Here is a 19,754-nt window from a genome sequence, read left to right on the forward strand (position 1 = left end):
CTTTTTCGGCACGGTCCGGCTTACCCGGCGTACAGGTAGCCGACCGCCGCGGCGATCACACCGACACCACGAATTACAGCAGCGGCCAGGCCTTCTCGAATCGGTACTCGGCGTCGATGTAGCCGAACAGCGGATCGAAGCCAAGAAACGCGCCGAGTACCGCGTACGCCGTCCCGAGGTGATGAACTCGGGCAACAGGCAGCGGTAGTCGAAGTCGTCTCGATAGGTGATCGACGCGGCGGTCGGCTACCTGTACGCCCGGACTTTTTCGGCACGGTCCGGCTTACCCGGCGTTCTGGTGCTCAAGCCCGCGGCGGGTGGTCTGCTGGTCGGGTTGTTGGGCCTGTTGATTCCCGAGATCCTCGGCAGCGGCTACGGCTGGCGCAGCTGGCCGCCAACCGCGACGCGCTGCTGTACATCCCGCTCTGGATCGTCGCGGTGCTGCCGTTCGCCAAGATCGTCGCGACGTCGCTGTCGATCGGCACCGGCGGGTCGGGCGGCCTGTTCGGTCCCGGAATCGTGATCGGCGTCTTCGTCGGGGCGGCCGTCTGGCGGCTCGGCTAGCTGGCCGGCCTGCCCGGGGTTCCCGACGAACCGGTCATCTCGTTCTCAGTGGTGCCCGGCGCGATCATCGCGGTCGGTATCGCTGCCCTGCTACTGTCGCGCACCGCCGTCACGATCTACCAGGCGCAGCGACTCAACCGCGAGGCCGCCGAGGCCGAACGCGCACGCTCACGTCCGAAAGCTGGTTAAGCCCTGCGCGCGGTGGCGGCGGCACCCTTCTCGATCTTCTTACCCTCGTGCTGCAGCTGCCCGCCGGCGCTCTCCAGATGCGCGCGGACGAACCACTGGAACTTCTCCAGCGGTCCGGCCTGCCCGATCAGCAGGTCCTGGGTGACCTGGTCGAGTTCGTCGGTCTCGTCGATGGCTTGCCGGATGTCCTCGATCACGCCGGTGTAGACCAGGTCCAGCGCGGCCAGGTGCGCCTGGACGGTGTCGCGGCCGACCGAGTAGTCGTCCCAGGTGCGGTCCCGGATGATGGCGCCCGGAGTTCCTTCGGGCGAAGCGCCAAGGGCCGCAATGCGTTCGGCCACATCGTCGGCGAAGCCGCGCACCGCCTCGACCTGCGGGTCGATCATTTCGTGCACCCCGATGAAGTTAGGGCCCACCACATTCCAGTGAATGTGTTTCAGCGTCAGATGGAGGTCGTTGTAGGTGCTCAACTGCTTTTGCAACAACTTGGCGAGTCGCGCGGCCTGCTTGTCACTCAAGCCCGGAATGGTGAACTGCGTCATCGATCACTCCTGCGTTTCGTATGTGTAGCCGTTGATTTCCGACGAATACCCGAAGGCACCGCCCGAAAACACCAGCTGGTCATAGCGCGCGGAGTCGCTGAATCGGCAGCCGCGCGCCCCGGCGCGGCTCGTAGGCCAGGCCGCTGGCTTCCAACAACCGCACCACCCGGTGGCGGTGTGGCCGCATCGGCTCGAGCAACTCGAGCATCAGCTCGTCGTCGCCCGGGCACCCCGCCAGCGTCCAGCCGATTATCTTCGGGATGTGGTAGTCGCCGACCGACAGTACGTCGACGTCGCCGAAGTCCCGCTGCAGCGAGCGTCTCGGCGGCCGTCCACTCCCCCACTCCTGGCAGTGACGTCAGCGCTGAGCGGGCCTGCTCCGCGGGACGCGCACAGGCCACCGCCGTCCGGACCCGCCGCGGATCGACGTTGGCGCGCTGGAACTCCCATGACGGGATGCGGCGCCACACCTCGGCGGGCGGTGGCACCCGCATGCCGGCCGGGACCGGACCGGGAGCCGGTGTGCCATACTTGGACACCAGCACCCGCCACGACTTGAACGCGTCGGCGCCGGGCACCCGCTGCTCGATGATCGCCGGGATGCGGGCCTCCAGCACCTGCCCGGTGGGGTCCTGCCGCAGATGGGGGACGCGCCGGTGCGCGGCCGCCACGGTCGGGTGGGTCGGCACGAAATCCTCGGCGCCCTCGCCCCACGCCCGGCACCGCACCTCGTCGGAGGCCGCGCGGCCGATGTGCGCCGTGACGGGTCCGCTGGGCAGCAGGCTCGTCGCCAGGATGGTGCCGTCGCCCGGGAGGCGAAAACACGGTTCCCCGGCGCAGCGGCGCCAGGGTGTGCCCGAAGCTGACCGCCCTGGGGAAAGTCACCGTGCGTGCCGTGTTCACCACCAAACTCCGGATTCCCGCCGCCACCGACGCTGATTGACCGTTCACTGCCTGCCACGACACTATTGCGATGTGATGACGCCTTTTGACGCTCCCAATGCAGAGCTGGTCTGGATGTTCATCCAGAGCCTGACCGGAGGCGGCGACCTCGACGAGGGTTTCGCATTACTCAGCGACGACTTCACCTGCTGGAGCCTGTTCACCCGCGGCACCTACGACAAGGATGCGCTGCGCTGCGCCGCCGACCGCCGCAGGCACGGCCTGGATCTCACGATCGACCTGCTGCGCTGCATAAACGAGGGCGACACGGTGGTCATCGAGGCCTATGCCGCCGGCACCAACTCCGAGGGGATGCGCTACGACACCCCGTTCGTGTGTATCTTTGAAACTCGCGATGGGGTGATTGTGTCGATGCGCGAATACGGCGACACCCGGGCCCAGGCCAAACTTTTCGCCGAGTGACCGGCGGGCGTTACCCGGCCGCACAGGCTCCCACGCTGATGTCGGCTTTGTTCGGGTAGAACACGACGTGCCCGGCGATCTCGGCGACCGCCCTTGAACGGGCAGTAGCTGACCGTTTCGGTGCGGGTGAGCCGGTCCTGCGCCACATCGGCCAGCGGGGTGTAGTACACCACCGGGATGGGGGCTTCCCGCAATTCCAGTGCGGCCGCGGTGTCGCGATGAGCTCGCCGTTAACTTGCACCTGGACCCCGTTGTTGGGCCGGGGTGATGGTGATCGGGTGCCCGGCGTTGGGTTCCAGGCAACTTGCCGAACACCGCGCCCGCGATGAACGCGCCGTGCGGTGTGCCGCCCCCGTCACCGACGCCGTAAGTGGTGGACACGCACATCGCGACAGCGGGCAGGCCCGTGTCGGCGAGTTTGGGTTTGGCGCTCATGCAGCGCCCCCGTACTGCTGAAGGAAACGCGCGGCGTACTGGTCGAGGGTAGCCCAGTTCCTACGCCTTGCGGCACCACTTCAACGAGGCCTGCACGAAGCGCAGCGGGTTGTAGATGTCTTCCTGCCGACGCCACAGGCCGTCGCCAGCGTAGGTGATGATCGAGATGTTGGTCGCCGCGATGATGCTGCCGCCGGGATCCTTCATCGGGTTGTCGATTTCCATGATTGTTGGAATTTCTCGAACGCGGCAGCGAGTTCGCTGCGCGAGAACGGGCCGACGTTCATAGCGCGGCCTAGGTTTTCACTTTTGCAGCGCCGTTGCTGCTCATCGGCGGAATGTAGCCTGGCCTTGATCGTGCCCAAGCCCTGCCTGGATATGGAGGACAAGAAATGGCGGATACCCAAAAGGCGATTCTGGCCGGCGGCTGTTTCTGGGGCATGCAGGACTTGATCCGCAAACAGCCCGGCGTGGTCTCCACCCGCGTCGGCTACACCGGGGGCGACGTGCCCAATGCGACCTATCGCAACCACGGGACGCACGCCGAAGCCATCGAGATCATGTACGACCCATCGGTCATCGATTACCGCACCCTGCTGGAGTTCTTCTTCCAGATCCACGATCCGACAACGAAAAACCGGCAGGGCAACGACTGCGGCACCAGCTACCGATCGGCGATCTTCTACGTCGACGAGGAGCAGAAGCGCATCGCACTGGACACCATCGCCGACGTCGAGGCGTCCGGGCTATGGCCCGGGAAGGTCGTCACCGAGGTCAGCCCCGCCGGCGATTTCTGGCAGGCCGAACCCGAGCACCAGGACTACCTGCAGCGCTACCCCAACGGGTACACCTGCCATTTCATCCGTCTGGGTTGGAAGCTGCCGCGTCGCGCGTCGGCCAGCCAGCAGCCGGATTAGCGGTGCGGCACCGTAATTCGGCCCGCCGTCCTTGGGAAGAAGGCGACGCCGCGGCAGTGCCAGCGCTCAGCCGGTGCGTCCGGTGGTCTCAATGGAAGTGGCGCAGCACCGTTCGAGGCACCACATCCATCTCGACATTGACGAACGCGACGCCCACACACCGTCGGGTGCCGCCGCCGAACGGGACCCAGGACAGGGCGTCCGGTTTCGAGTGGATGAACCGCCACGGGTCAAAGCAGCCCGGATCGGGAAAACAGGTCGGGGTTGTTGTGCAGTTGCGTGATGCCGACGATCATCGAGTAGCCGCGCGGGATCAGCCACTCGCCGAGTTGGTAGGTCTCCGGGTAGACGTGTCGGCCAGCGAAATCGATTACGGATCTTGCCCGTTGGGCCTCCAGGAGGGTTGCCTGGCGTAATTCGTTGTCGTCCCCCTCGACCAGCACCGCCAGCAGCTCGTCGCCAATTTCCTTGTGTGACATCGCCGAACCGTCGTCGTAGCTGCTGCGCAGCAGCAGTGCCAGCACATCGTTGCGGTCGGCGAAGTTCGGGTCGGCCCGCTCGGCCGAGATCAGCTGCTCGATGACGGCGTCATACTGCTCGCGCCACCGATCCAGCCTATGCCACGGGCTGAATCGTCCGTAGTTCCGTTTCGGTTTGGGTAACGACGCCAGCCGCGAGCCCAGCGTGACCCAGGGCGGGATGAGCCGGCGCAACTCGTCGTGTTCGGCGCCGTCGGCGCCGAACACGGCACGCAGGATCGCGTTGAAGATGATCTGCATCATCGGGGTGAGCATGGCGAAGGACTGCCCCTCGGGCCAGTCGGTGGTTTCGCGCAGCGTCTCTTCTTCGAAGATGGACTCGTAGTTCTTGATGCTCTTGCCGTGGAACGGCGACGCCAGCAACCGGCAGCGGCGGTGTTCGTCGCCTTCCAGCGCGAAGACCGAACCGCAGCCGAACAGCCTGCTCAGGTTGGGCTGGATTTCGCCGAGTTCTTCTGGGCTGGTGGTGAAGATCTGCTTGGCCAGCTGCGGATCACTGACCGCAATGACCCGTCCGAACATCGGAAGCCGCAGCGTGAAAACGTTGCAGTAGCGCCGCGACAGCCGCCGGATCATCGTGCGGCACCAGCGCGAAGCCGAGGCCCTGCACCAGCCGGGGTGCCGGGACGGCCGGCGGCAACCTGACTGCGGATACCGGTGGGGTGGCGGTGACCAGTTCGCTCATGACGTAATTGCTCCAAACGTCTGCCGCGGCATCCGGGCTGGTACTGCGATGTACCACGGACCTGTCCCGTACAGGTATTTTAGTAGTATTGAGCTTGACAAGGGCGACTGACGGGCAGAATATGCGTCGAAAGGGCCGCCGATATGTCATCCGCACCAACGGCCACGGTGATTGTCGTCGACGGTGTGGATGCCGGTGCGGATAGCAATGCGGCTGCCTCAGACCTGTTCCGCATGCGGTCGCTTGACGGCCTCGCGATCGCGATCAACGAGCGCTGCTACCGCGCTAGCACGGTCGCCGACATCGTGCGTCACGCGCGGACGTCCAAGCGCGCGTTCTACGACCACTTCGCCAGCAAGGAGGAGTGCTTACTCGAGCTGCTGGCCAACGACCTCGAGACGCTCGGGGCGAGTATCGTCGCCGTCGTCGACCCGGAAGCCGACTGGCAGCAGCAGATCCGCCAGGCGTGCGATGCGGTTATCGACCCGAAACCAGCTCAAAGGGAGCATCGCCGAGGTTGACCTCGGCACCGTGATGGCGGTCGTCAAGATTCGGCTCGACGGTGATCAGGTCGTCACGTCCTCGATCACCAAGGCTGCGGCAGAAGATCTCGGCCTGGCCGTCGGCCCGCCCGCGACCGTGTTCCTCAAGTCCACCGAGGTCACTATCGGGATAGACTAGCGCCACGGCATGACCTCGACCATGCGCGCCGAGCGCTTCTACGCCGATACCAAAACGGTTGCCCTGGAAGACATTCCTATCCCCGAGCCGGGCCTGGCCGCCCTACGCCCCGGCGATCGTCACCTTGGACGAAGGCTACCAGATACTCACCAACATCGTCGGGGTGGCGCCGCGGAGCTAGCGATCGCTATGCGCGTGCGCGTGCAATTCCACGACGTCGGCCCGGACCTTACGCTGCCCTGCTTCACCCGCGAACGGTAGCCGGCCGTGAGTCCCCGACGTACGACCAACGGCCTTCCGGTGACGGCCTACCTGGTGTTTGGGTGTCCTGGCGGCCAACGACGAACGGCTGACCGCCGGCGAGATCAAGCTGCGGGCCGAGTCGTCGGTCGGCCACTTCTACTGGTCGCCGTCGGCTCGACGAGGCGCTCTGGTCACGCCAGCGGTCCCGCGAACTGGGCATCATCGGAGACTCCGAACAGCGCTTCCCGTTCGCCGTGCTGGACTACACCATCCGCGGGCTGTACGCCGAGATCTCCAACATCACGCAGTTGCGTGACGAGATCGCCGGCGGCACCAGCCGAGAACCGGTCAGGCGAGTGCCGCGGACGAAGCGACAGAGATTCGCCGTCGGGAACGGCGGGGTTAGCCGCGTAGGCGGTGCCGCGCGGCTCGCGCACCCACAGACTTTCGCCGGCACCGATCGTCGTGGCCTCGGCGATCAACTGACGTTTGAGGACCTTGTGCGTCGCGGTGCTGGGCAGATGTGCGGCCAGCCCGCACATAGCGGGGCCAGTCCTTCGGTGACAGGTCGGGCTGCGCGCCGAGGAAGGCCTCGAACTCGGCCGGGTTGAGGGTGTGGCCGTAATTGAGCACGATGGCCGCCATCACCTGATCGCCCACCCGGCCATCCGGGACGGTATAGACGGCGATACGGTTGATCGAACTGTGGCACAACAGGATTCGCTCGATCGGGGCTCGGGCGTGGCCAGGATGTTAGGCGGGCGGCGCGGCGACGTAGTTCATGTAGGTCGCGCCGTAGCGGCGGACGTCGTCGAGGAAGTTGCGCGCCGAGAATTTCGCCGGCACGATCGCGGCGTCGGAGCACACCGCGGGGGCCACCCCGCGACGACCGCGTTGGAGTAAAACTATCGTCATGGATACGTAGCAGGTTGCGCGGTCAAACCGAAGCGCTGCACCAGGTTAGTGCCGGCGAACATCGCCATCAGGTGCGACACCTGCACGGCCTTCGGGTTCCCGCTGGCTCCCGACGTGAAGATCATCATAAACGCGTCCGTCGCGGCGACCTCGCGATACGGCACCAGTTCACCTGCGGCCGCGAGGAATTCGGTCCACTGTGGCGTCGACGTGTCGAGGATCCGCACGGCACCCAGGTCCAGACCGTCCGGCAGCGCATGGTGTTCGGCGTCGGTCACCACGAATTGGCAGTCGGCGCGCGATGTCGGCGGCCAGCGCCGCACCCCGCCGGGTATCGTTAAGTCCGCACAACACATAGCCGCCCAGGCCGGCCGCGGCCATCTGGTTGAGCATCTCGGGAGTGTTCCCAGCAGCACGCCGACGTACATCGGATGCCCGGGCTCGTCGGCACCGATTAGGGCTGCTTCATCTGCTGGTCGATGAGCGCCCCCGGCGGCGTTCACCAGCACGTCGAGCCCGCCGAGCCGTTCAGCGGCGTGCTCGACCATCGCCGACACCGCGTCGGTATCGCGGACGTCGCCAGCTCGTGGTGGTTCGAGTGCCGCCCGCGCATGACCGAACAACCAGGTGCGGTAGGAGTGCCCTCGCAGCGTAGCCGACAACTCCGCGCACGCTAACTCGGCTTCCCGCGCGAGCCTGGAATCGGCAATTTGCACGGCGTCCACATCGAAGCGGATCGCCGCTTCCGAAATCCGCCCCAGGCCAACCTGATTCGTCCCATGGCGTTCGTCCGCTGCCCGACCGCGATCACCAGCACGAGACGACGCCGCTCGGCACGGGACAGCCCGCCGCCGGTGCGGCGCACCCACTCCAGGCCGCCGAGTCGCTGCAGATCGGGCCGGTGCACGGTCAATTCCGTTGCCGTCAGGGTGTTCTGAGGAACACGTCGTTGAGCGTGACGGTCCGGAGGTTCCGGTCGCGGATGATGTCGACCAGTTGCGAATACACGTGCGTGACTGGCAGGTGGTTGAGGTGCCCGATCACGATCGACTGGGGGGTGAAGTATTCGTCGGCCATCTTGAGGATGTATTCCTCGGTGATCAGCGTGGAGTCCGACAGCGAGCCCGACCACAGCGTGGGGACCGTGTAGCCGAGATAGGACGCGACGGCAACGACGGTGGCGTTGCGCTTGGCGTACGGCGGTCGGTAATATGGCTTTGCGCCGATGCCGTAGGTCTTCTTCAGGAAGTCGTCGTTGCGTTTGAGTTCCTCGGCGACCTTGGTTTCCGACACCGAAGTCAGATCCGGGTGCGACCAGGTGTGGTTGCCGAGCTGGATCTGTCCCGATTCCACCAGCGGTCGCAGCAAATCCACATTGTCGGTCCAGGAGCTGTAGATGCCGTTTACGAAAAACGTCATCCGAAGACCGGTGTCCTTGGCGAGCTGGGTATAGGCGCGCACGACGTCGCTGTTGACCCCGTCGTCCAGGGTGAGTGCGAGCAGGTCGCCATCGCCGGGGAGCTTCGTCAGCGCGCCTCCGCCGGGCAGTGGGATGCGGGCGCTGAGCGGCGGCGGCGGTAACAAGCCGGCGGGCGAGGAGGCCGCGGGCCCGGAGGTCGCGGCCGACCCGAGCGACGCCTGGGCGAAGGTTCGGGGTTGCGGATCGACGATCAGGCGGGCCGCGCCGACGGTGGCGACCGCGGCCGCGGAGAGTGAGCCCAGGAAACGGCGGCGCTTCATCTCCTCCATGACACGCCCCCATTTGCGGGGCGGTGGCGCGGCGGCGGGCCCGCGGTCGGGTTGCCTACCTTGCCAAACTTCGCAGCCACAGCAGCGAACCGTACCACCGCCGACGCCAATATGTCGGTTTCGTTACGGGAGGGTCAGCTGTGAATTTGCGGCGAAAACCGCGTAGAGCTGCGATGGTCTCGAGCCGGTCACGGATCAGTGCGGCTCGCCGGGGCCCCGTTGCGGCAACGGGGTTGGCGTAACACCGGGCGTCCCCAGCGTCGCGGCGAGCCACGGCAGCGACGCTTCGAATGCCTGGGCGGCGAACGGCCAGTCGTGGTTGCCCGGCTGGGTCACCACCGCGCAGCTGATTCCGTTGGCCTTGGCGATGACACACAGCGCGTGGGCGGCCGCGTCCTGGCCTTCCGGGTTGGCCGCGGTGGTACTGGCCAGGGTCGGGTCGGCGGCCTGCGCGACGTTGTGAGCGCCGGGCGGGGTGGGGATGTCGAACCATCCGGACACCCCAGTGTAGCGGCCGTGCCTGGTCATGACGGTGAGCGGATCGAATTCGATCCAGGCGGCGGTGTCACCGCCGAACAGCTGGGCGATGGTCTGGTCCTTGCCGCCGATGTTGGGCCGGAGATCGCCGGCGATGTCGACGAATGCGCTGAACAACTCCGGGTGCATGGCGGCCAGGTTGACGGCGCAGGTACCGCCCATCGACCAGCCGGCGACACCCCAGTTCGCCCGGTCTGCGCTGACGCCGAAGTTGGACACCACGAACGGCACCACCTCTTTGGTCAGGTGGTCGGCCGCGTTGCCGCGGCGGCCGTTGACACACTCAGTGTCGTTGTCGAACGCGCCGGTGGCATCGGGGAACACGAAGACGGGCGCGAAACCGTGATGGCGGGCGGCGAATCCGTCGATGGCGGTGAAGGCGCCACCCGGCCCGAGCCAGTCGGACGGCAAGTTGAACGCCGAGCCGATCATCATGACCGTCGGCAGCCGGGGTGGCGGGTTACTGTTGAACCACGCCGGGGGCAGGTAGACGAGTTCCTGCCGGTGCGGGAAGAGGGATTTGTCGGAATCGATGTTGACGGGCACGACGACGCCCTTGTCCGGCTTGGTCCCGGCCACCTGCATGGCGGTGACCTGCAACCGGTCGATCTGATCGGGCAGCGGCCCGGACGTCACGTGGCTCCACGCGGCGAACACGGTGGGGAAGTAGCCGACCCACAGGTTCAAGGACATACCCGCGCACAACACGCACAGTGGAACCGACGCCACCGCCAGGGCCCGGCGCCACCAGCGTGCGCCCCGCCAGCCCAGCAGCAGGACCGCGGCGGTGACCCCGCTCATCGCGATCCACAGCCACAGCGATTTCGGTGCCGGGTCACCGGCCACGCCGAGCGAGCCGATGTACCAATACGCCAATGCGGCGACGGCCACTCCGACGATCAGCGGCACCGGCAACGCGCGCCGCCGCCAGTCGATGACGACCACGGCCACGAACAGCGCCAGCGCCTGCGTCGCAAGCGGCAGCCAGCCGTGCAGCAGGGACAGTTGTCCGACTAAGTGGGGCAAGCGAGCGGACCTCAGAAGCTATGAAACCCGGTAAGCCAGACCAACTATCCCATATCGCCCGAACGGACCGCGCTCGCGAAAGACCGCAACCGCAAGCTGTTTGCGACGACGAAGACGCTGGAGAAGGCCATCGCGGCACCGGCCAGCATCGGGTTGAGTAGGCCCGCCGCCGCGAGCGGGATCGCGGCGACGTTGTAACCGAACGCCCAGAACAGGTTCATCTTGATGACGGCCAGCGTCTTGCGGGACAGCCGGATCGCATCCACGGCGGCGCGCAGATCGCCGCACACCAGCGTCAGATCGGCGGCCTCGATGGCCACGTCCGTCCCGGTGCCCATCGCCAGGCCCAGATCGGCGGTCGCCAATGCGGCGGCGTCGTTCACCCCGTCGCCGACCATCGCGACGACCTTGCCGTCGGACTGCAGGCGGGCAATGACGGCAACCTTGTCCGCGGGCAGCACCTCGGCGATGACGTGGGCGATCCGCAGCTCGCTGGCGATGCGGTCCGCCACGGTCTCGTTGTCGCCCGTGAGCAGGACAGGTGTGAGCCCGAGCCGCTTCAACTGCCGGACGGCCTCGGCGCTGGTGGGCTTGACGGTGTCGGCGATGACGAGGATCCCGCGGGCGCTGCCGTCCCACCCGACGACGACCGCGGTTTTGCCTTCGCTTTCGGCGCGACCCTTGACCGTGACCAGCTCGGGAATCAGCGCAGGGTCCAGGTACTGGGACCAGTCGGCCAGCAGGCTCTCCCGGCCGACGACGACAGTGTGACCGTCGACGACGCCGTGCAGGCCCTTGCCTTGCACATTGGTGAAACCTTCGACCGCGGGCAGCGCACCGAGCTCCGCGCCGGCGGCTTTCACGATCGCCTGGGCGACCGGGTGCTCGGAAGCGTACTCGACCGCTCCCGCGTAGCGCAACAGCGTCGCGCGGTCGACGCCGGGCGCGGTGACGACGTCGACAAGGTTCATCCTGCCGGTTGTCACGGTGCCGGTCTTGTCCAACACGATGGTGTCGACCGCCCGGGTGGATTCGAGCACCTCGGGTCCTTTGATCAGGATGCCGAGCTGAGCCGCACGGCCCGTTCCCACCAACAGCGCGGTCGGCGTGGCCAGCCCCAACGCGCACGGGCACGCGATGATCAGCACCGCCACCGCGGCCGAGAACGCGGCGGCGACACCGGACCCCGCAACGAGCCACCCCGCCAGGGTGGCCAGCCCGATCGCGACGACGATCGGAACGAAGACCCCGGAGACGCGGTCCGCGAGTCGCTGGACGCGGGCCTTCCCCGATTGCGCCGTTTCGACCATCCTGGCCATCTGCGCCAGCTGGGTGTCCGCGCCGACGCGGGTGGCCCGCACCACGAGGCGCCCACCAGCGTTGACGGTGGCGCCGGTGACGGCGTCGCCCTCGCCGACCTCGACCGGGACGGACTCGCCGGTCAGCATCGCGGCGTCGACGACCGACGAGCCGGACACGACGATCCCGTCGGTCGCGATTTTCTCACCGGGGCGCACCACGAACACGTCGTCGACCCGCAGCTGCTCGATCGGGATGCGCATTTCGGTGCCGTGCCGGTCGGGACGCAGTACCGCGACGTCCTTGGCGCCGAGCTCCAGCAGGACGTGCAGGGCCGCGCCGGTTCGCCGCTTGGCGCGCTTCTCGAAATACCGCCCGGCCAGAACAAACAGGGTCACCCCGGCGGCGACTTCGAGGTAGATGTTGCCGGTCGGGTCGCCAGGGGCGGCCGTCAACGTGAACCCGTGGTGCAGGTGCGAGTGGCCGGCCGTTCCGAAGAACAGGGCGTACAGCGACCAGAGGAACGCCGATAGCGTGCCGATCGAAATCAGGGTGTCCATGGTGGCCGCGCGGTGCCTGAGGTTGGTCCAGGCGGCGGCGTGGAACGGCCAACCCGCCCACCCGACCACAGGCGCGGCCGGCGCAAGTGACACCCACTGCCAGTATGGGAACTGCAGCGCGGGGATCATCGCCATCGCGATCACCGGCGTCGCAAGTGCTATCGAGACGACCAGACGGGTGCGCAGCGACGCTAGTTCCAGCTCGTCGGCCGGGGCGGCGTGCTGGTCCGGTTGCGGCAGCAGGGCGGTGTATCCGGCCTTTTTGACCTGGTCGAGCAACATCTGCGGGTCGTATCCGGCCGGCACGGCGACGGTGGCGCGTTCGGTCGCGAAGTTCACGGCGGCGGTCACGCCATCGAGGCTGTTGAGCGCTTTTTCCAGCCGGGCCGCGCAGGAGGCGCATGTCATGCCGCTGATGTTCAGCTCCAGGCTGCTGGCCGCGCTGGGTGTCATGGCACTCCTTCCTATACCCCCTGGGGGTAAGTTGACTAGCTCTCTTATACACTCGCAGGGTGCGCGCGCCAACAATCCGCGTCTCCCGATACCGAACGATTGTGCCTGTCCGCCGTAGGCGGGTGAGCGGCCGGTCAGGGCTGCGACAGCAACAACAGCACCTACCCGTCCGGAGACGGTTCGGGGAAGTCGCTCAGATCGAAGCCGTAGTACTCGCGTTCGGTCGGGGTGATGGTGTCGATGACCTTGCCTGGTGGCATCCGCCGGTAGTCGCCCGGGTGGTCGGTATCGGCCACGGTCATGGCGGGCAACGCGGCGATGGTGCGCTGTTCTTGAAACCACATTACGCCCAACGGGATACCGACGATTGCGTACATCATCAGCAGCAAGACGAGCACCGGTTCCCACGCGATCTCCCAGCCGAGCCGGCGTTGCGACATCGGCAGGTCTTCCAGTCGCACATCCAACTGACGGCGCCCGAGGCGAAAGACGTACCACGCCAAGATGCGGGCCACTACCATGCAGCTCAGGATGATCAGGCCTATGATGCCCGACACCCGGAAATAGAACGTGCTGTCACCCTGATTGGTCGTCGCGGCCAACATCACCGCTGGGATCGGCGCGGTGATCAGCAGCAGCAAGGCGTAGGACGGGTGGCTGGTCAGGTAGGGATACGTCACGGTCCAGGCGCGGTTGGCCCCGTACACGGTCACGGGGCCGATGTCGGCGTGCACCATCGGCCTCCACGGACCTTCCACCACCTGCGGCCGGACCAGTGAGCGCACGAACAGGAAACCGAAGATCACCGAGACGACGAGGGAGCCCCAAAACGCCCCGTCGAGCCGTTCGCCCGTCCCCGGCACGCCGAATGCCCCGTGAATATCGATGACTTTGCCGATGAAGAAGGTCAGCGGCATCACGAAGAACAGCTCGGTCAGCCAGATCGGAATAGGCTGCGGAATGCGCGAGCCGATTCGGTCAAATGCCAGGATGCGTTGCCAGATTAACCTAAGGACGCCCATAGCGGTGCATATTAACTGGGAATTGTCGCGATACGACCGTGTTCGGAGGCATTGCCGACAAACGCGATATGCCGCCCACTCACCGACCTGCCGGAGCCGGACGGCGCCCCGGTCGGCGTCCCCGGGAAGCGGAATGATGCTGTTGCTGCGGCGGATCGATCAGTTTGCTTGGTCGCGGTGTCCTGCCGCCGTTTCGTGTCCTCGCCCGGCTGGGCCCACACGTCGCGGCATGGCCCGATCGGGCGGGTCTACGCTGCCCGATAGCGGAAGGAGACACCATGACTGTCGTCATCGTCAACGCCGGACCTCACCAGGTGAGTCGATCGGTCGAGGTCGCCGCGCCAGCCGCGGAGCTTTACGAATTGGTCGCCGACCCGCGACGGCATTCCGAGCTGGACGGGTCAGGCACGGTTCGCGGCAACATCACGGCACCCGCGGTCCTGACGGAGGGCTCGAAATTCTCGACCAGCATGAAGATGCTGGGTCTGCCGTATCGCATCACCAGTACGGTGACGGCGCTCAAGCCGCACGAGTTGATCGAATGGCGCCATCCGCTCGGGCTGGATCTATGATTTCCTCAGCTTCACTAGCTTCACTGCCGTCGCGCGCATTGGGCACGATGGAATCATCGCCGCCATTCTCATTGCGCTGTACCCGATTTGGCCGCGCGTGTCGGCGCTCGGCAGCGCGTGGCGATCGTGCTGTTCCTGGGGACGCTGAGCTTTCTGTTCACCACGCCGGGCGTGGTCGCGCCGGATTGCCGGTGCTGTCGGCACTGCCGAGTCAATTTCTGCTCAAAGACCTAGTGCTGATCGGCGTGGCGTTATGGACGCTCGGCGAGGCGCTACGCAAACAGCGTTCCGCGGACCAGCCTCTTGGCTGAGCTCATCGCGGCCCGGTAGGTCTGCGGCCGCAGGATGTCCGCCTGCTCCGACAGACTCCGGGCCAGCGCGCAGATGGCCGCCACCGCCGACCGTGCGTCGGTCTCGGTGGACAGGCCGCCGCGCTTGCCGGCATCGGCGACGATTTCGGCGATGACGTCGCGCAACGTCTTGGATCCTGTGTAATCGGTTGCACCAAGGCCGAATTGGGCCGTGCTGCCGGCGCGCAGTGCGCGCAGGAAGCCGATCAGGTAAGGATAGTCGCGGATCAACCGAACGGACTTGTCCAGCACGGCGTCGATCCGGTCGGCGGCGTGGTCGTGGTGCGTGGCGGCCGCGCGCAGCCGCGGCGCGACGATCGCCTCGATCTCCTCGCCGGTCGCCGCCAGCAGCTCCGACTTCGTCGGAAAATAGAAAATAGTGGTACAGGCTGCCCGCTGGTCATGCCCGCCGTCCGGACGATCTCTCGGATGGTGGCTCGCGAGTAGCCGACCTCGGCCACGCAGCGCATGGCGGCGGTGGTGATCCGTCGTCGGGTCTGTTGACCATCCGCACCGATCGGACTGCCCAGCGTCGTCACGTGTCGTAGGGGCGACGCAGCCGATTACCGCGCCGAATCCGCCAGATGCGCCTGCGCCCGGATCAGGTAGTAATCGACCGTGAGGCTTTCGCCGAGGCGCCACCCGCGCCACCTGGCCAGCGGGCACAACCCCGCGCCGACCGCGATGCCGGCCAGTTCGCCGTACGGTGCGAGGCCGCAACGGGAGAGCAGCACCATCGTTCCGCTGGCGGCCACCGCTGGCGTCGCATATAGCGTGTTGCCGCCGAAGATCACCGGCGTGCGGTGCACCGCCAGATCCCGCAGCGCTCCACCACCGACGGCGCTCACAGTGCCCAGTAAAACCGCGGGGAACCAAGACAAGTCTTACAACGCACGCCGTCGTCGGTCGACGTGCGCGCCAATCGTGTCACGGATCCCCAGTGGGCCAGCACTTTACGACCCGGCTGGCAGCGCCGGCGCATCGAGAACTTCCAAATCCCTGATCGCCGGTGGCCAGTCATCGGAGGATCTGGTCGCCGACGCCTGGACGAGTATCACCCGCAAGCTGCCGTGATGCGCCACGACGGCGACGGCACGACGGATCCGGCCCAGCGCGGCCGCGACATCAAGCTGGCGGACTTCGACAAGATGGGAGGAGCTCGGGGCTCGGGTCGACGACGTCGTGACCGACCGGGCCACCGCCGAGGCGCTCAAACCGCGGTACGGCTATTTCTGCAAACGCCCGTGCTTTCACGACGAGTATCTGCAGGCGTTCAACCGCGACAACGTGACGCTGGTCGACACCCGGTCGAGGCGTGCAGTGCATCACCGAGTCCGGTGGTCGTGGTCGACGACCTACGAGCTGGACTGCCTCATCTTCGACACCGGCTTCAAGGGGGGCACTGACCATTGCCGTCGCACCGGGTTCGAACTGATCGGCCGCGACGGCATAACACTCACCGAGCGGCGGCGCGACGGTGTCCGCACCTTCCAGGGCCTGTGCGCCAACGGTTTTCCGAATTGCTTCATCGAGAGCATCGCCCAGGACGGGTTGACGGTGAACTTCCCGTATCTGGACAAATGGACCTTGTTGTGCGCGATACCACAAGCTCGGTTCTCACGGCGTTAACTTTGCTGCTGCACACTTGTAAAACAGCTGCGGTGCAATGTATGTGAAGTCGGCTGACTAGGTCGATAGGAGAGGAGGGGTTGACACTGTGGTGACACTGCAGACTTTGATCAACCAGGGCTCTACCAACCTCGACGTAGTGGCCCCCATCAAGGAGCGCGCGTGTGGCGCGCTGCAGGCAGTCCTGAGGAGCAGGTCACGCGAGCAGGCTGGTGAGGTTCGGGTCATGGCTCGAGGCGCGGAGCGCTGCTGACGCCCTGACCGGGTCGATAGAATCGCCGGCGGTGCCGCGGTCTCGTTGGCCCTACGCTGGCTGGCGATGGGAGTTTCGACGTGCCCCCGAGCGGATCTCGGTGACGGTCGGCGTCGTTTGCGCCATCCCGCAGGAGTGGGATTATCTGCGCAGCATTCTGTCGATCGATCATCACGAGCGGATCGCACACCTCGGCTTTGACGTCGGCACACTGGGCGCGCACCCGGTGGTGTTGGCGGCGGCGGGGATGTGCAAGGTCAACTCCGGATTGGTCGCGACCTTGCTTGCCGACCGATTCGGTTACCGGCCAATCGTTTTCACCGGTGTTGCAGGGGGATTGGATCCGCAGCTACGCTCGGTGACATCGTCGTCGCCGATCGCGTGGTGCAGCACGACTCGGGGGTCATCGAGGACGCGCGATTGCGCGCCCTATCAGCCCGGGCACATCCCGTTCATCAACCCGACCGAACGGTTTGGTTACCCCGTCGAACCCGGGCTTCTCGGCCGCGTGCAACGCCACCTCGCGGGGTTCACCCTGCCGGACCTGCCCGCTGCGGCGGGCGGCACCGGGGTGGCGCCGCGGGTCGCGTACGGGACGGTCCTAAGTGGCGATCAATATCTGCACTGCGAAGCCACCCGTAACCGGCTGCACGACGAATTCGGTGCCCTGGCCATCGAAATGGAGGGCGGTGCACTGGCGCAGGTGTGCGAGGTGTTCGCGATTCCGTGGCTGGTGATCCGCGCACTGTCCGACCTGGCCGGCGTCGACTTCAACCTGTTCGCCGAGGCGATCGCGAACAGCTCGGCGCGGGTGCTGCTGTACCTGTTGCCGGCGCTGGGCTGACCGGGCTGTCGCCGGCCGCGCGTTCGCGTTCCCGCCGCCGCGCCGGGAAGCCCGCAAATTGGCGACGTTGCCGCACTTCTTCGCGTTGCACCACACCCCCGCTGTTGTTCTTGGAGCGGTTGTAGAGGGAGGTGCCGCACGGGTCGTTGTGACATTGCTTGAGCCGTCGCCAGGTGTCGGCCTGCTGGCCCAGCAGAATCTCACCCCACAGCGCTGAGGCCAGCCAGCGCCAGCCACTGCCCGCGGGGTCCAGGCGCACCTGGCCGGCTGCGGACAACGCGAACGACGCGGTAATCGAATGCGGGCCCGGCCCGGCGGGTTCTTCCCGGCGCACCAACTGCGCGACGGTGTCGCGCAGCGTGCGCAGTTTCGGCAGATCCGCCGCGGACAGCCGCGGTGGTCCGACGGGCACGCCGCGACGGCGCCGTCGACCCAGTGCTGCGCGAGTGCGAGGTCGGCCAGCAGGTCCGGACCGTAGCGGGCCGACTCGGTTGCCGCGCTCGCGGTTCAGGCATCGGACGCCACCATCGTGGTCAACAACGCCGGCATCTCCGGCGCCACCCAACTGCTCGGCAGCGAACTGCACGAGTTCCGCGAGGTCTTCGAGACCAATTACTTCGGCTTACTTCGACGCCCTGCGGGTGGCGCAGGCCTCGCGTCGATCCTGGCCGAAAACGGCGGCGGCGAACTCGTCGACATCAGCTCGGTGCTGGCCTGGGTCGGCGGCTTCGGTGGTTACGGCGACTCCAAGACGGCCATCTGGTCGCTGACTAACTCGCTGCGGTCGAGCTCGACAAGCAGGGCACGTTGGTCACCGCGGTCCACCTCGGCCTCCACCGACACCGACATGACCGCCAATTTTGCTGTGCCGAAAAATGATCCGCGCGACGTCGCCCGCCAGATCGTGGACGGCACCCGGGATGATCAGGCAGAGGTGCTCGCCGACGAATCCAGCCTCCGGGCCACTGGTCTGCGGCGCCGAGCCGCCCGACGCCCTGCACGCGGCGCTGCTCACCGACGCGGAATGGCGACACCACAGGACTGGCTCGACTACCGGGACCCGTTCGGTGACTGGCACCGGGATCCGTGCGACGAAATGATCAGCGCCGCAGAAGAAGCCGCGCCCGACTCGGAGCGCCGCGAATCCTGAGCTAACGCCGCCGCGCCCCGTTTGGCCCGGACCGGTGGTTCCGGCTGTGCATGCCGTCTGGTAGCTGTAGGTTACGAGTCACGGACGTTAAGACGACAGCGTTACACCACGACTCGGCACGCCACCTCGGTGAAGCGCGTAAAGGTGAACTTGATAGCTCAGGCGTTGGCGCGGACGACCGACCGGCTGGCCAATCCGGCGCGGCTGTCGGACACCGACCGGCTGCGCGCCGCCGTCTCCGGCAAGACGGTGCTGGTCACGGGGCCTCGTACGGGATCGGCGAGGCGACAGCACGCCGCGGCCGGAGCCACGGTGCCAGTCGTCGCCCGATCGGCGGAACGCTCGACGATCTCGCAGCGGCGATCAATGCCGGCGGCGGCCGGGCCGTCGCGTACCCGACCGACCTCAGCGACGAGGCCGCCGTCGATGTGCTGACCAAGCAGATCACAGAAAACCACGGCCCGCTCGACATCGTGGTCAGCAAAGCCAGCAAATCGCTGCGCCGGTCACTGCACCAGCAGTACGACCGCCCGCACGACTTTCAGCGCACCATCGACATCAACTATCTGGGCCCGATCTGGCTGCTGCTGGGACTACCGCGGCGGTCATGTCGTGAACGTCTCAAGCGTCGGGGTGCGAGTGGTGCCTGAGCTATCGCGAGCTGCAGGTCAAGACCGAAGCGCTGGCACACCGGCTCGTCGACGCCGGGGCCGGGCGAAGCGGTCGGCATCATGTGCCGCAACGCCCGCGACTTCGTGGCCGCCGTATTCGCCACGGCCATGGTCGGGGCCGACGTGGCGCTGGAGAACACGGAGTTCCCCAGCGATGCGCTCGCCGATGCGCTCAGCGCGCACCGGGTGACAACGATGTTCTGTGACAACGAGTTTGCCGAACAGGTTCGCGATGCAGACCCGTCGATTCAGGTGATCGACCCGGCTGAGACCCAGCCACCTCGGGCGCCCCCGCGCCCCAAGGTCGCGCCGTCGGGTCGCATCGTGCTGCTCACATCGGGCACCACCGGTATCCCAAGGGTGCGCCGCGCACACCCCGGATCAGCACCAGACTGGGGGCCGGCGTGACGATCCTGGAAGGCACCCGCCTGCGCACCGGTGCACGGATTGCTTTGGCAACACCGATGTTTCACGGCCTCAGGTTCGGCATCATGACACTTTCGGTCAGCCTGGGCGCCACCATGCTGGCCCGTCGCCGCTTCGACGCCGAACACACTGGCGCAG

General features: G+C 66.6%; 16 protein-coding genes and 12 pseudogenes. 13 read left to right on the plus strand and 15 right to left on the minus strand.

Annotated features, from left to right (window positions below):
* Window positions 1–229: 229 nt before the first annotated feature.
* Window positions 230–753 (plus strand): annotated as a pseudogene (locus FQ389_RS06400) (chloride channel protein); the annotation flags it as partial.
* On the opposite strand, the gene FQ389_RS06405 reads toward FQ389_RS06400, so the two are convergent.
* Together FQ389_RS06405 and FQ389_RS06410 are read right to left on the minus strand one after the other, a co-directional pair.
* Window positions 750–1,295: a Dps family protein gene (locus tag FQ389_RS06405; protein WP_144206413.1), complete on the minus strand. Its 546-nt coding sequence runs from the start codon at window positions 1,293–1,295 to the stop codon at window positions 750–752. The pseudogene FQ389_RS06400 and the gene FQ389_RS06405 sit on opposite strands and share 4 nt — an antisense overlap.
* 79 nt (window positions 1,296–1,374) lie before the next feature.
* Window positions 1,375–2,213 (minus strand): annotated as a pseudogene (locus FQ389_RS06410) (DNA-3-methyladenine glycosylase family protein).
* A 57-nt stretch (window positions 2,214–2,270) separates the two neighbouring features.
* Here FQ389_RS06410 and FQ389_RS06415 point away from each other — a divergent pair.
* Window positions 2,271–2,660 (plus strand): nuclear transport factor 2 family protein, encoded by a 390-nt coding sequence (locus FQ389_RS06415; protein ID WP_144206414.1) that lies wholly within the window; start codon window positions 2,271–2,273, stop codon window positions 2,658–2,660.
* A gap of 10 nt (window positions 2,661–2,670) precedes the next feature.
* Here FQ389_RS06415 and FQ389_RS06420 read toward each other — a convergent pair.
* From FQ389_RS06420 to FQ389_RS06430, 3 pseudogenes are all read right to left on the minus strand, one after another.
* Window positions 2,671–2,959: pseudogene (locus tag FQ389_RS06420) on the minus strand (DUF427 domain-containing protein).
* Window positions 2,946–3,071, minus strand: a pseudogene (locus FQ389_RS06425) (NAD-dependent epimerase/dehydratase family protein); the annotation flags it as partial. The pseudogenes FQ389_RS06425 and FQ389_RS06420, both read right to left, overlap by 14 nt.
* Before the next feature lie 20 nt (window positions 3,072–3,091).
* Window positions 3,092–3,323, minus strand: a pseudogene (locus tag FQ389_RS06430) (nuclear transport factor 2 family protein); the annotation flags it as partial.
* Between the two features lie 164 nt (window positions 3,324–3,487).
* Between FQ389_RS06430 and msrA the strand changes: the two are divergent.
* Window positions 3,488–4,012 carry a peptide-methionine (S)-S-oxide reductase MsrA gene (msrA, locus tag FQ389_RS06435; protein ID WP_144206415.1) on the plus strand — a complete coding sequence of 175 codons (525 nt, stop codon included), beginning with the start codon at window positions 3,488–3,490 and terminating at the stop codon, window positions 4,010–4,012.
* Here the strand turns inward: msrA and FQ389_RS06440 are convergent.
* A pseudogene (locus FQ389_RS06440) lies at window positions 4,009–5,236 on the minus strand (cytochrome P450). The gene msrA and the pseudogene FQ389_RS06440 sit on opposite strands and share 4 nt — an antisense overlap.
* Window positions 5,237–5,469: 233 nt before the next feature.
* Between FQ389_RS06440 and FQ389_RS06445 the strand changes: the two are divergent.
* From FQ389_RS06445 to FQ389_RS19250, 4 genes and pseudogenes are all read left to right on the plus strand, one after another.
* Window positions 5,470–5,733 (plus strand): annotated as a pseudogene (locus tag FQ389_RS06445) (helix-turn-helix domain-containing protein); the annotation flags it as partial.
* Complete coding sequence (locus FQ389_RS06450; protein ID WP_144206417.1) at window positions 5,708–5,917, plus strand: TOBE domain-containing protein; 210 nt, start codon at window positions 5,708–5,710, stop codon at window positions 5,915–5,917. The pseudogene FQ389_RS06445 and the gene FQ389_RS06450, both read left to right, overlap by 26 nt.
* A gap of 97 nt (window positions 5,918–6,014) precedes the next feature.
* Window positions 6,015–6,178 (plus strand): annotated as a pseudogene (locus tag FQ389_RS06455) (Zn-ribbon domain-containing OB-fold protein); the annotation flags it as partial.
* A 6-nt stretch (window positions 6,179–6,184) separates the two neighbouring features.
* Window positions 6,185–6,566, plus strand: a pseudogene (locus tag FQ389_RS19250) (hypothetical protein).
* On the opposite strand, the pseudogene FQ389_RS06460 reads toward FQ389_RS19250, so the two are convergent.
* From FQ389_RS06460 to FQ389_RS06480, 5 genes and pseudogenes are all read right to left on the minus strand, one after another.
* Window positions 6,547–7,944: pseudogene (locus tag FQ389_RS06460) on the minus strand (SDR family NAD(P)-dependent oxidoreductase); the annotation flags it as partial. The pseudogenes FQ389_RS19250 and FQ389_RS06460 sit on opposite strands and share 20 nt — an antisense overlap.
* 55 nt (window positions 7,945–7,999) lie before the next feature.
* Window positions 8,000–8,815, minus strand: a complete 816-nt coding sequence (locus FQ389_RS06465; protein ID WP_144206451.1) for a polysaccharide deacetylase family protein — start codon at window positions 8,813–8,815, stop codon at window positions 8,000–8,002.
* Window positions 8,816–9,019: 204 nt separating this feature from the next.
* Complete coding sequence (locus tag FQ389_RS06470) at window positions 9,020–10,387, minus strand: alpha/beta hydrolase (protein WP_144206418.1); 1,368 nt, start codon at window positions 10,385–10,387, stop codon at window positions 9,020–9,022.
* Between the two features lie 44 nt (window positions 10,388–10,431).
* The gene (locus FQ389_RS06475; RefSeq protein ID WP_144206419.1) at window positions 10,432–12,699 is read right to left on the minus strand and encodes a heavy metal translocating P-type ATPase; all 2,268 of its coding nucleotides are present in this window, start codon (window positions 12,697–12,699) and stop codon (window positions 10,432–10,434) included.
* A gap of 161 nt (window positions 12,700–12,860) precedes the next feature.
* Window positions 12,861–13,721 (minus strand): hypothetical protein, encoded by an 861-nt coding sequence (locus FQ389_RS06480; RefSeq protein ID WP_144206420.1) that lies wholly within the window; start codon window positions 13,719–13,721, stop codon window positions 12,861–12,863.
* A gap of 278 nt (window positions 13,722–13,999) precedes the next feature.
* On the opposite strand from FQ389_RS06480, the pseudogene FQ389_RS06485 reads away from it, so the two are divergent.
* A pseudogene (locus FQ389_RS06485) lies at window positions 14,000–14,281 on the plus strand (SRPBCC family protein); the annotation flags it as partial.
* Between the two features lie 284 nt (window positions 14,282–14,565).
* On the opposite strand, the gene FQ389_RS19260 reads toward FQ389_RS06485, so the two are convergent.
* The 3 genes from FQ389_RS19260 to FQ389_RS06500 all read right to left on the minus strand — a co-directional run bounded on the left by FQ389_RS19260 (window position 14,566) and on the right by FQ389_RS06500 (window position 15,524).
* Complete coding sequence (locus tag FQ389_RS19260) at window positions 14,566–14,895, minus strand: hypothetical protein (protein WP_260860545.1); 330 nt, start codon at window positions 14,893–14,895, stop codon at window positions 14,566–14,568.
* A complete protein-coding gene (locus FQ389_RS22205) occupies window positions 14,871–15,113 on the minus strand; it encodes a hypothetical protein (RefSeq protein WP_407662785.1) in 243 nt (80 codons plus the stop codon). The genes FQ389_RS19260 and FQ389_RS22205 overlap by 25 nt, the downstream gene beginning before the upstream one ends.
* Window positions 15,114–15,206: 93 nt before the next feature.
* Window positions 15,207–15,524 (minus strand): trimeric intracellular cation channel family protein, encoded by a 318-nt coding sequence (locus tag FQ389_RS06500; protein WP_144206421.1) that lies wholly within the window; start codon window positions 15,522–15,524, stop codon window positions 15,207–15,209.
* 301 nt (window positions 15,525–15,825) lie between these two features.
* On the opposite strand from FQ389_RS06500, the gene FQ389_RS19265 reads away from it, so the two are divergent.
* Both FQ389_RS19265 and FQ389_RS06510 read left to right on the plus strand, forming a co-directional pair.
* Window positions 15,826–16,272, plus strand: a complete 447-nt coding sequence (locus tag FQ389_RS19265) for an NAD(P)/FAD-dependent oxidoreductase (protein WP_260860546.1) — start codon at window positions 15,826–15,828, stop codon at window positions 16,270–16,272.
* Between the two features lie 353 nt (window positions 16,273–16,625).
* Window positions 16,626–17,369 (plus strand): 5'-methylthioadenosine/S-adenosylhomocysteine nucleosidase, encoded by a 744-nt coding sequence (locus FQ389_RS06510; protein ID WP_186296290.1) that lies wholly within the window; start codon window positions 16,626–16,628, stop codon window positions 17,367–17,369.
* On the opposite strand, the gene FQ389_RS06515 is transcribed toward FQ389_RS06510, so the two are convergent.
* Window positions 17,296–17,781: a CGNR zinc finger domain-containing protein gene (locus tag FQ389_RS06515; protein WP_260860547.1), complete on the minus strand. Its 486-nt coding sequence runs from the start codon at window positions 17,779–17,781 to the stop codon at window positions 17,296–17,298. The two genes, FQ389_RS06510 and FQ389_RS06515, sit on opposite strands and share 74 nt — an antisense overlap.
* Before the next feature lie 108 nt (window positions 17,782–17,889).
* Between FQ389_RS06515 and FQ389_RS06520 the strand changes: the two are divergent.
* From FQ389_RS06520 to FQ389_RS19270, 3 genes and pseudogenes are all read left to right on the plus strand, one after another.
* Window positions 17,890–18,519: pseudogene (locus tag FQ389_RS06520) on the plus strand (SDR family NAD(P)-dependent oxidoreductase); the annotation flags it as partial.
* Between the two features lie 50 nt (window positions 18,520–18,569).
* Window positions 18,570–19,169 carry an SDR family NAD(P)-dependent oxidoreductase gene (locus FQ389_RS06525; RefSeq protein ID WP_260860548.1) on the plus strand — a complete coding sequence of 200 codons (600 nt, stop codon included), beginning with the start codon at window positions 18,570–18,572 and terminating at the stop codon, window positions 19,167–19,169.
* Window positions 19,170–19,250: 81 nt separating this feature from the next.
* Window positions 19,251–19,598: an AMP-binding protein gene (locus tag FQ389_RS19270; protein WP_260860549.1), complete on the plus strand. Its 348-nt coding sequence runs from the start codon at window positions 19,251–19,253 to the stop codon at window positions 19,596–19,598.
* The last annotated feature ends 156 nt before the right edge of the window (window positions 19,599–19,754 follow it).

Origin of the sequence: Mycobacterium tilburgii, from assembly GCF_902168065.1 — a bacterium.
In the GTDB taxonomy this organism is placed as follows: Bacteria; Actinomycetota; Actinomycetes; order Mycobacteriales; family Mycobacteriaceae; genus Mycobacterium; species Mycobacterium tilburgii.

What these genes read in the sequence shown, in the direction of transcription:
- FQ389_RS06405 (WP_144206413.1), bottom strand. Translation starts at nt 1,295, where the DNA reads ATGACGCAGTTCACCATTCCGGGCTTGAGTGACAAGCAGGCCGCGCGA.
- msrA (WP_144206415.1), top strand. Translation starts at nt 3,488, where the DNA reads ATGGCGGATACCCAAAAGGCGATTCTGGCCGGCGGCTGTTTCTGGGGC.
- FQ389_RS06450 (WP_144206417.1), top strand. Translation starts at nt 5,708, where the DNA reads ATGCGGTTATCGACCCGAAACCAGCTCAAAGGGAGCATCGCCGAGGTT.
- FQ389_RS06465 (WP_144206451.1), bottom strand. Translation starts at nt 8,815, where the DNA reads ATGAAGCGCCGCCGTTTCCTGGGCTCACTCTCCGCGGCCGCGGTCGCC.
- FQ389_RS06475 (WP_144206419.1), bottom strand. Translation starts at nt 12,699, where the DNA reads ATGACACCCAGCGCGGCCAGCAGCCTGGAGCTGAACATCAGCGGCATG.
- FQ389_RS06480 (WP_144206420.1), bottom strand. Translation starts at nt 13,721, where the DNA reads ATGGGCGTCCTTAGGTTAATCTGGCAACGCATCCTGGCATTTGACCGA.
- FQ389_RS22205 (WP_407662785.1), bottom strand. Translation starts at nt 15,113, where the DNA reads ATGCGCTGCGTGGCCGAGGTCGGCTACTCGCGAGCCACCATCCGAGAG.
- FQ389_RS06525 (WP_260860548.1), top strand. Translation starts at nt 18,570, where the DNA reads ATGCCGTCTGGTAGCTGTAGGTTACGAGTCACGGACGTTAAGACGACA.
- FQ389_RS19270 (WP_260860549.1), top strand. Translation starts at nt 19,251, where the DNA reads ATGTGCCGCAACGCCCGCGACTTCGTGGCCGCCGTATTCGCCACGGCC.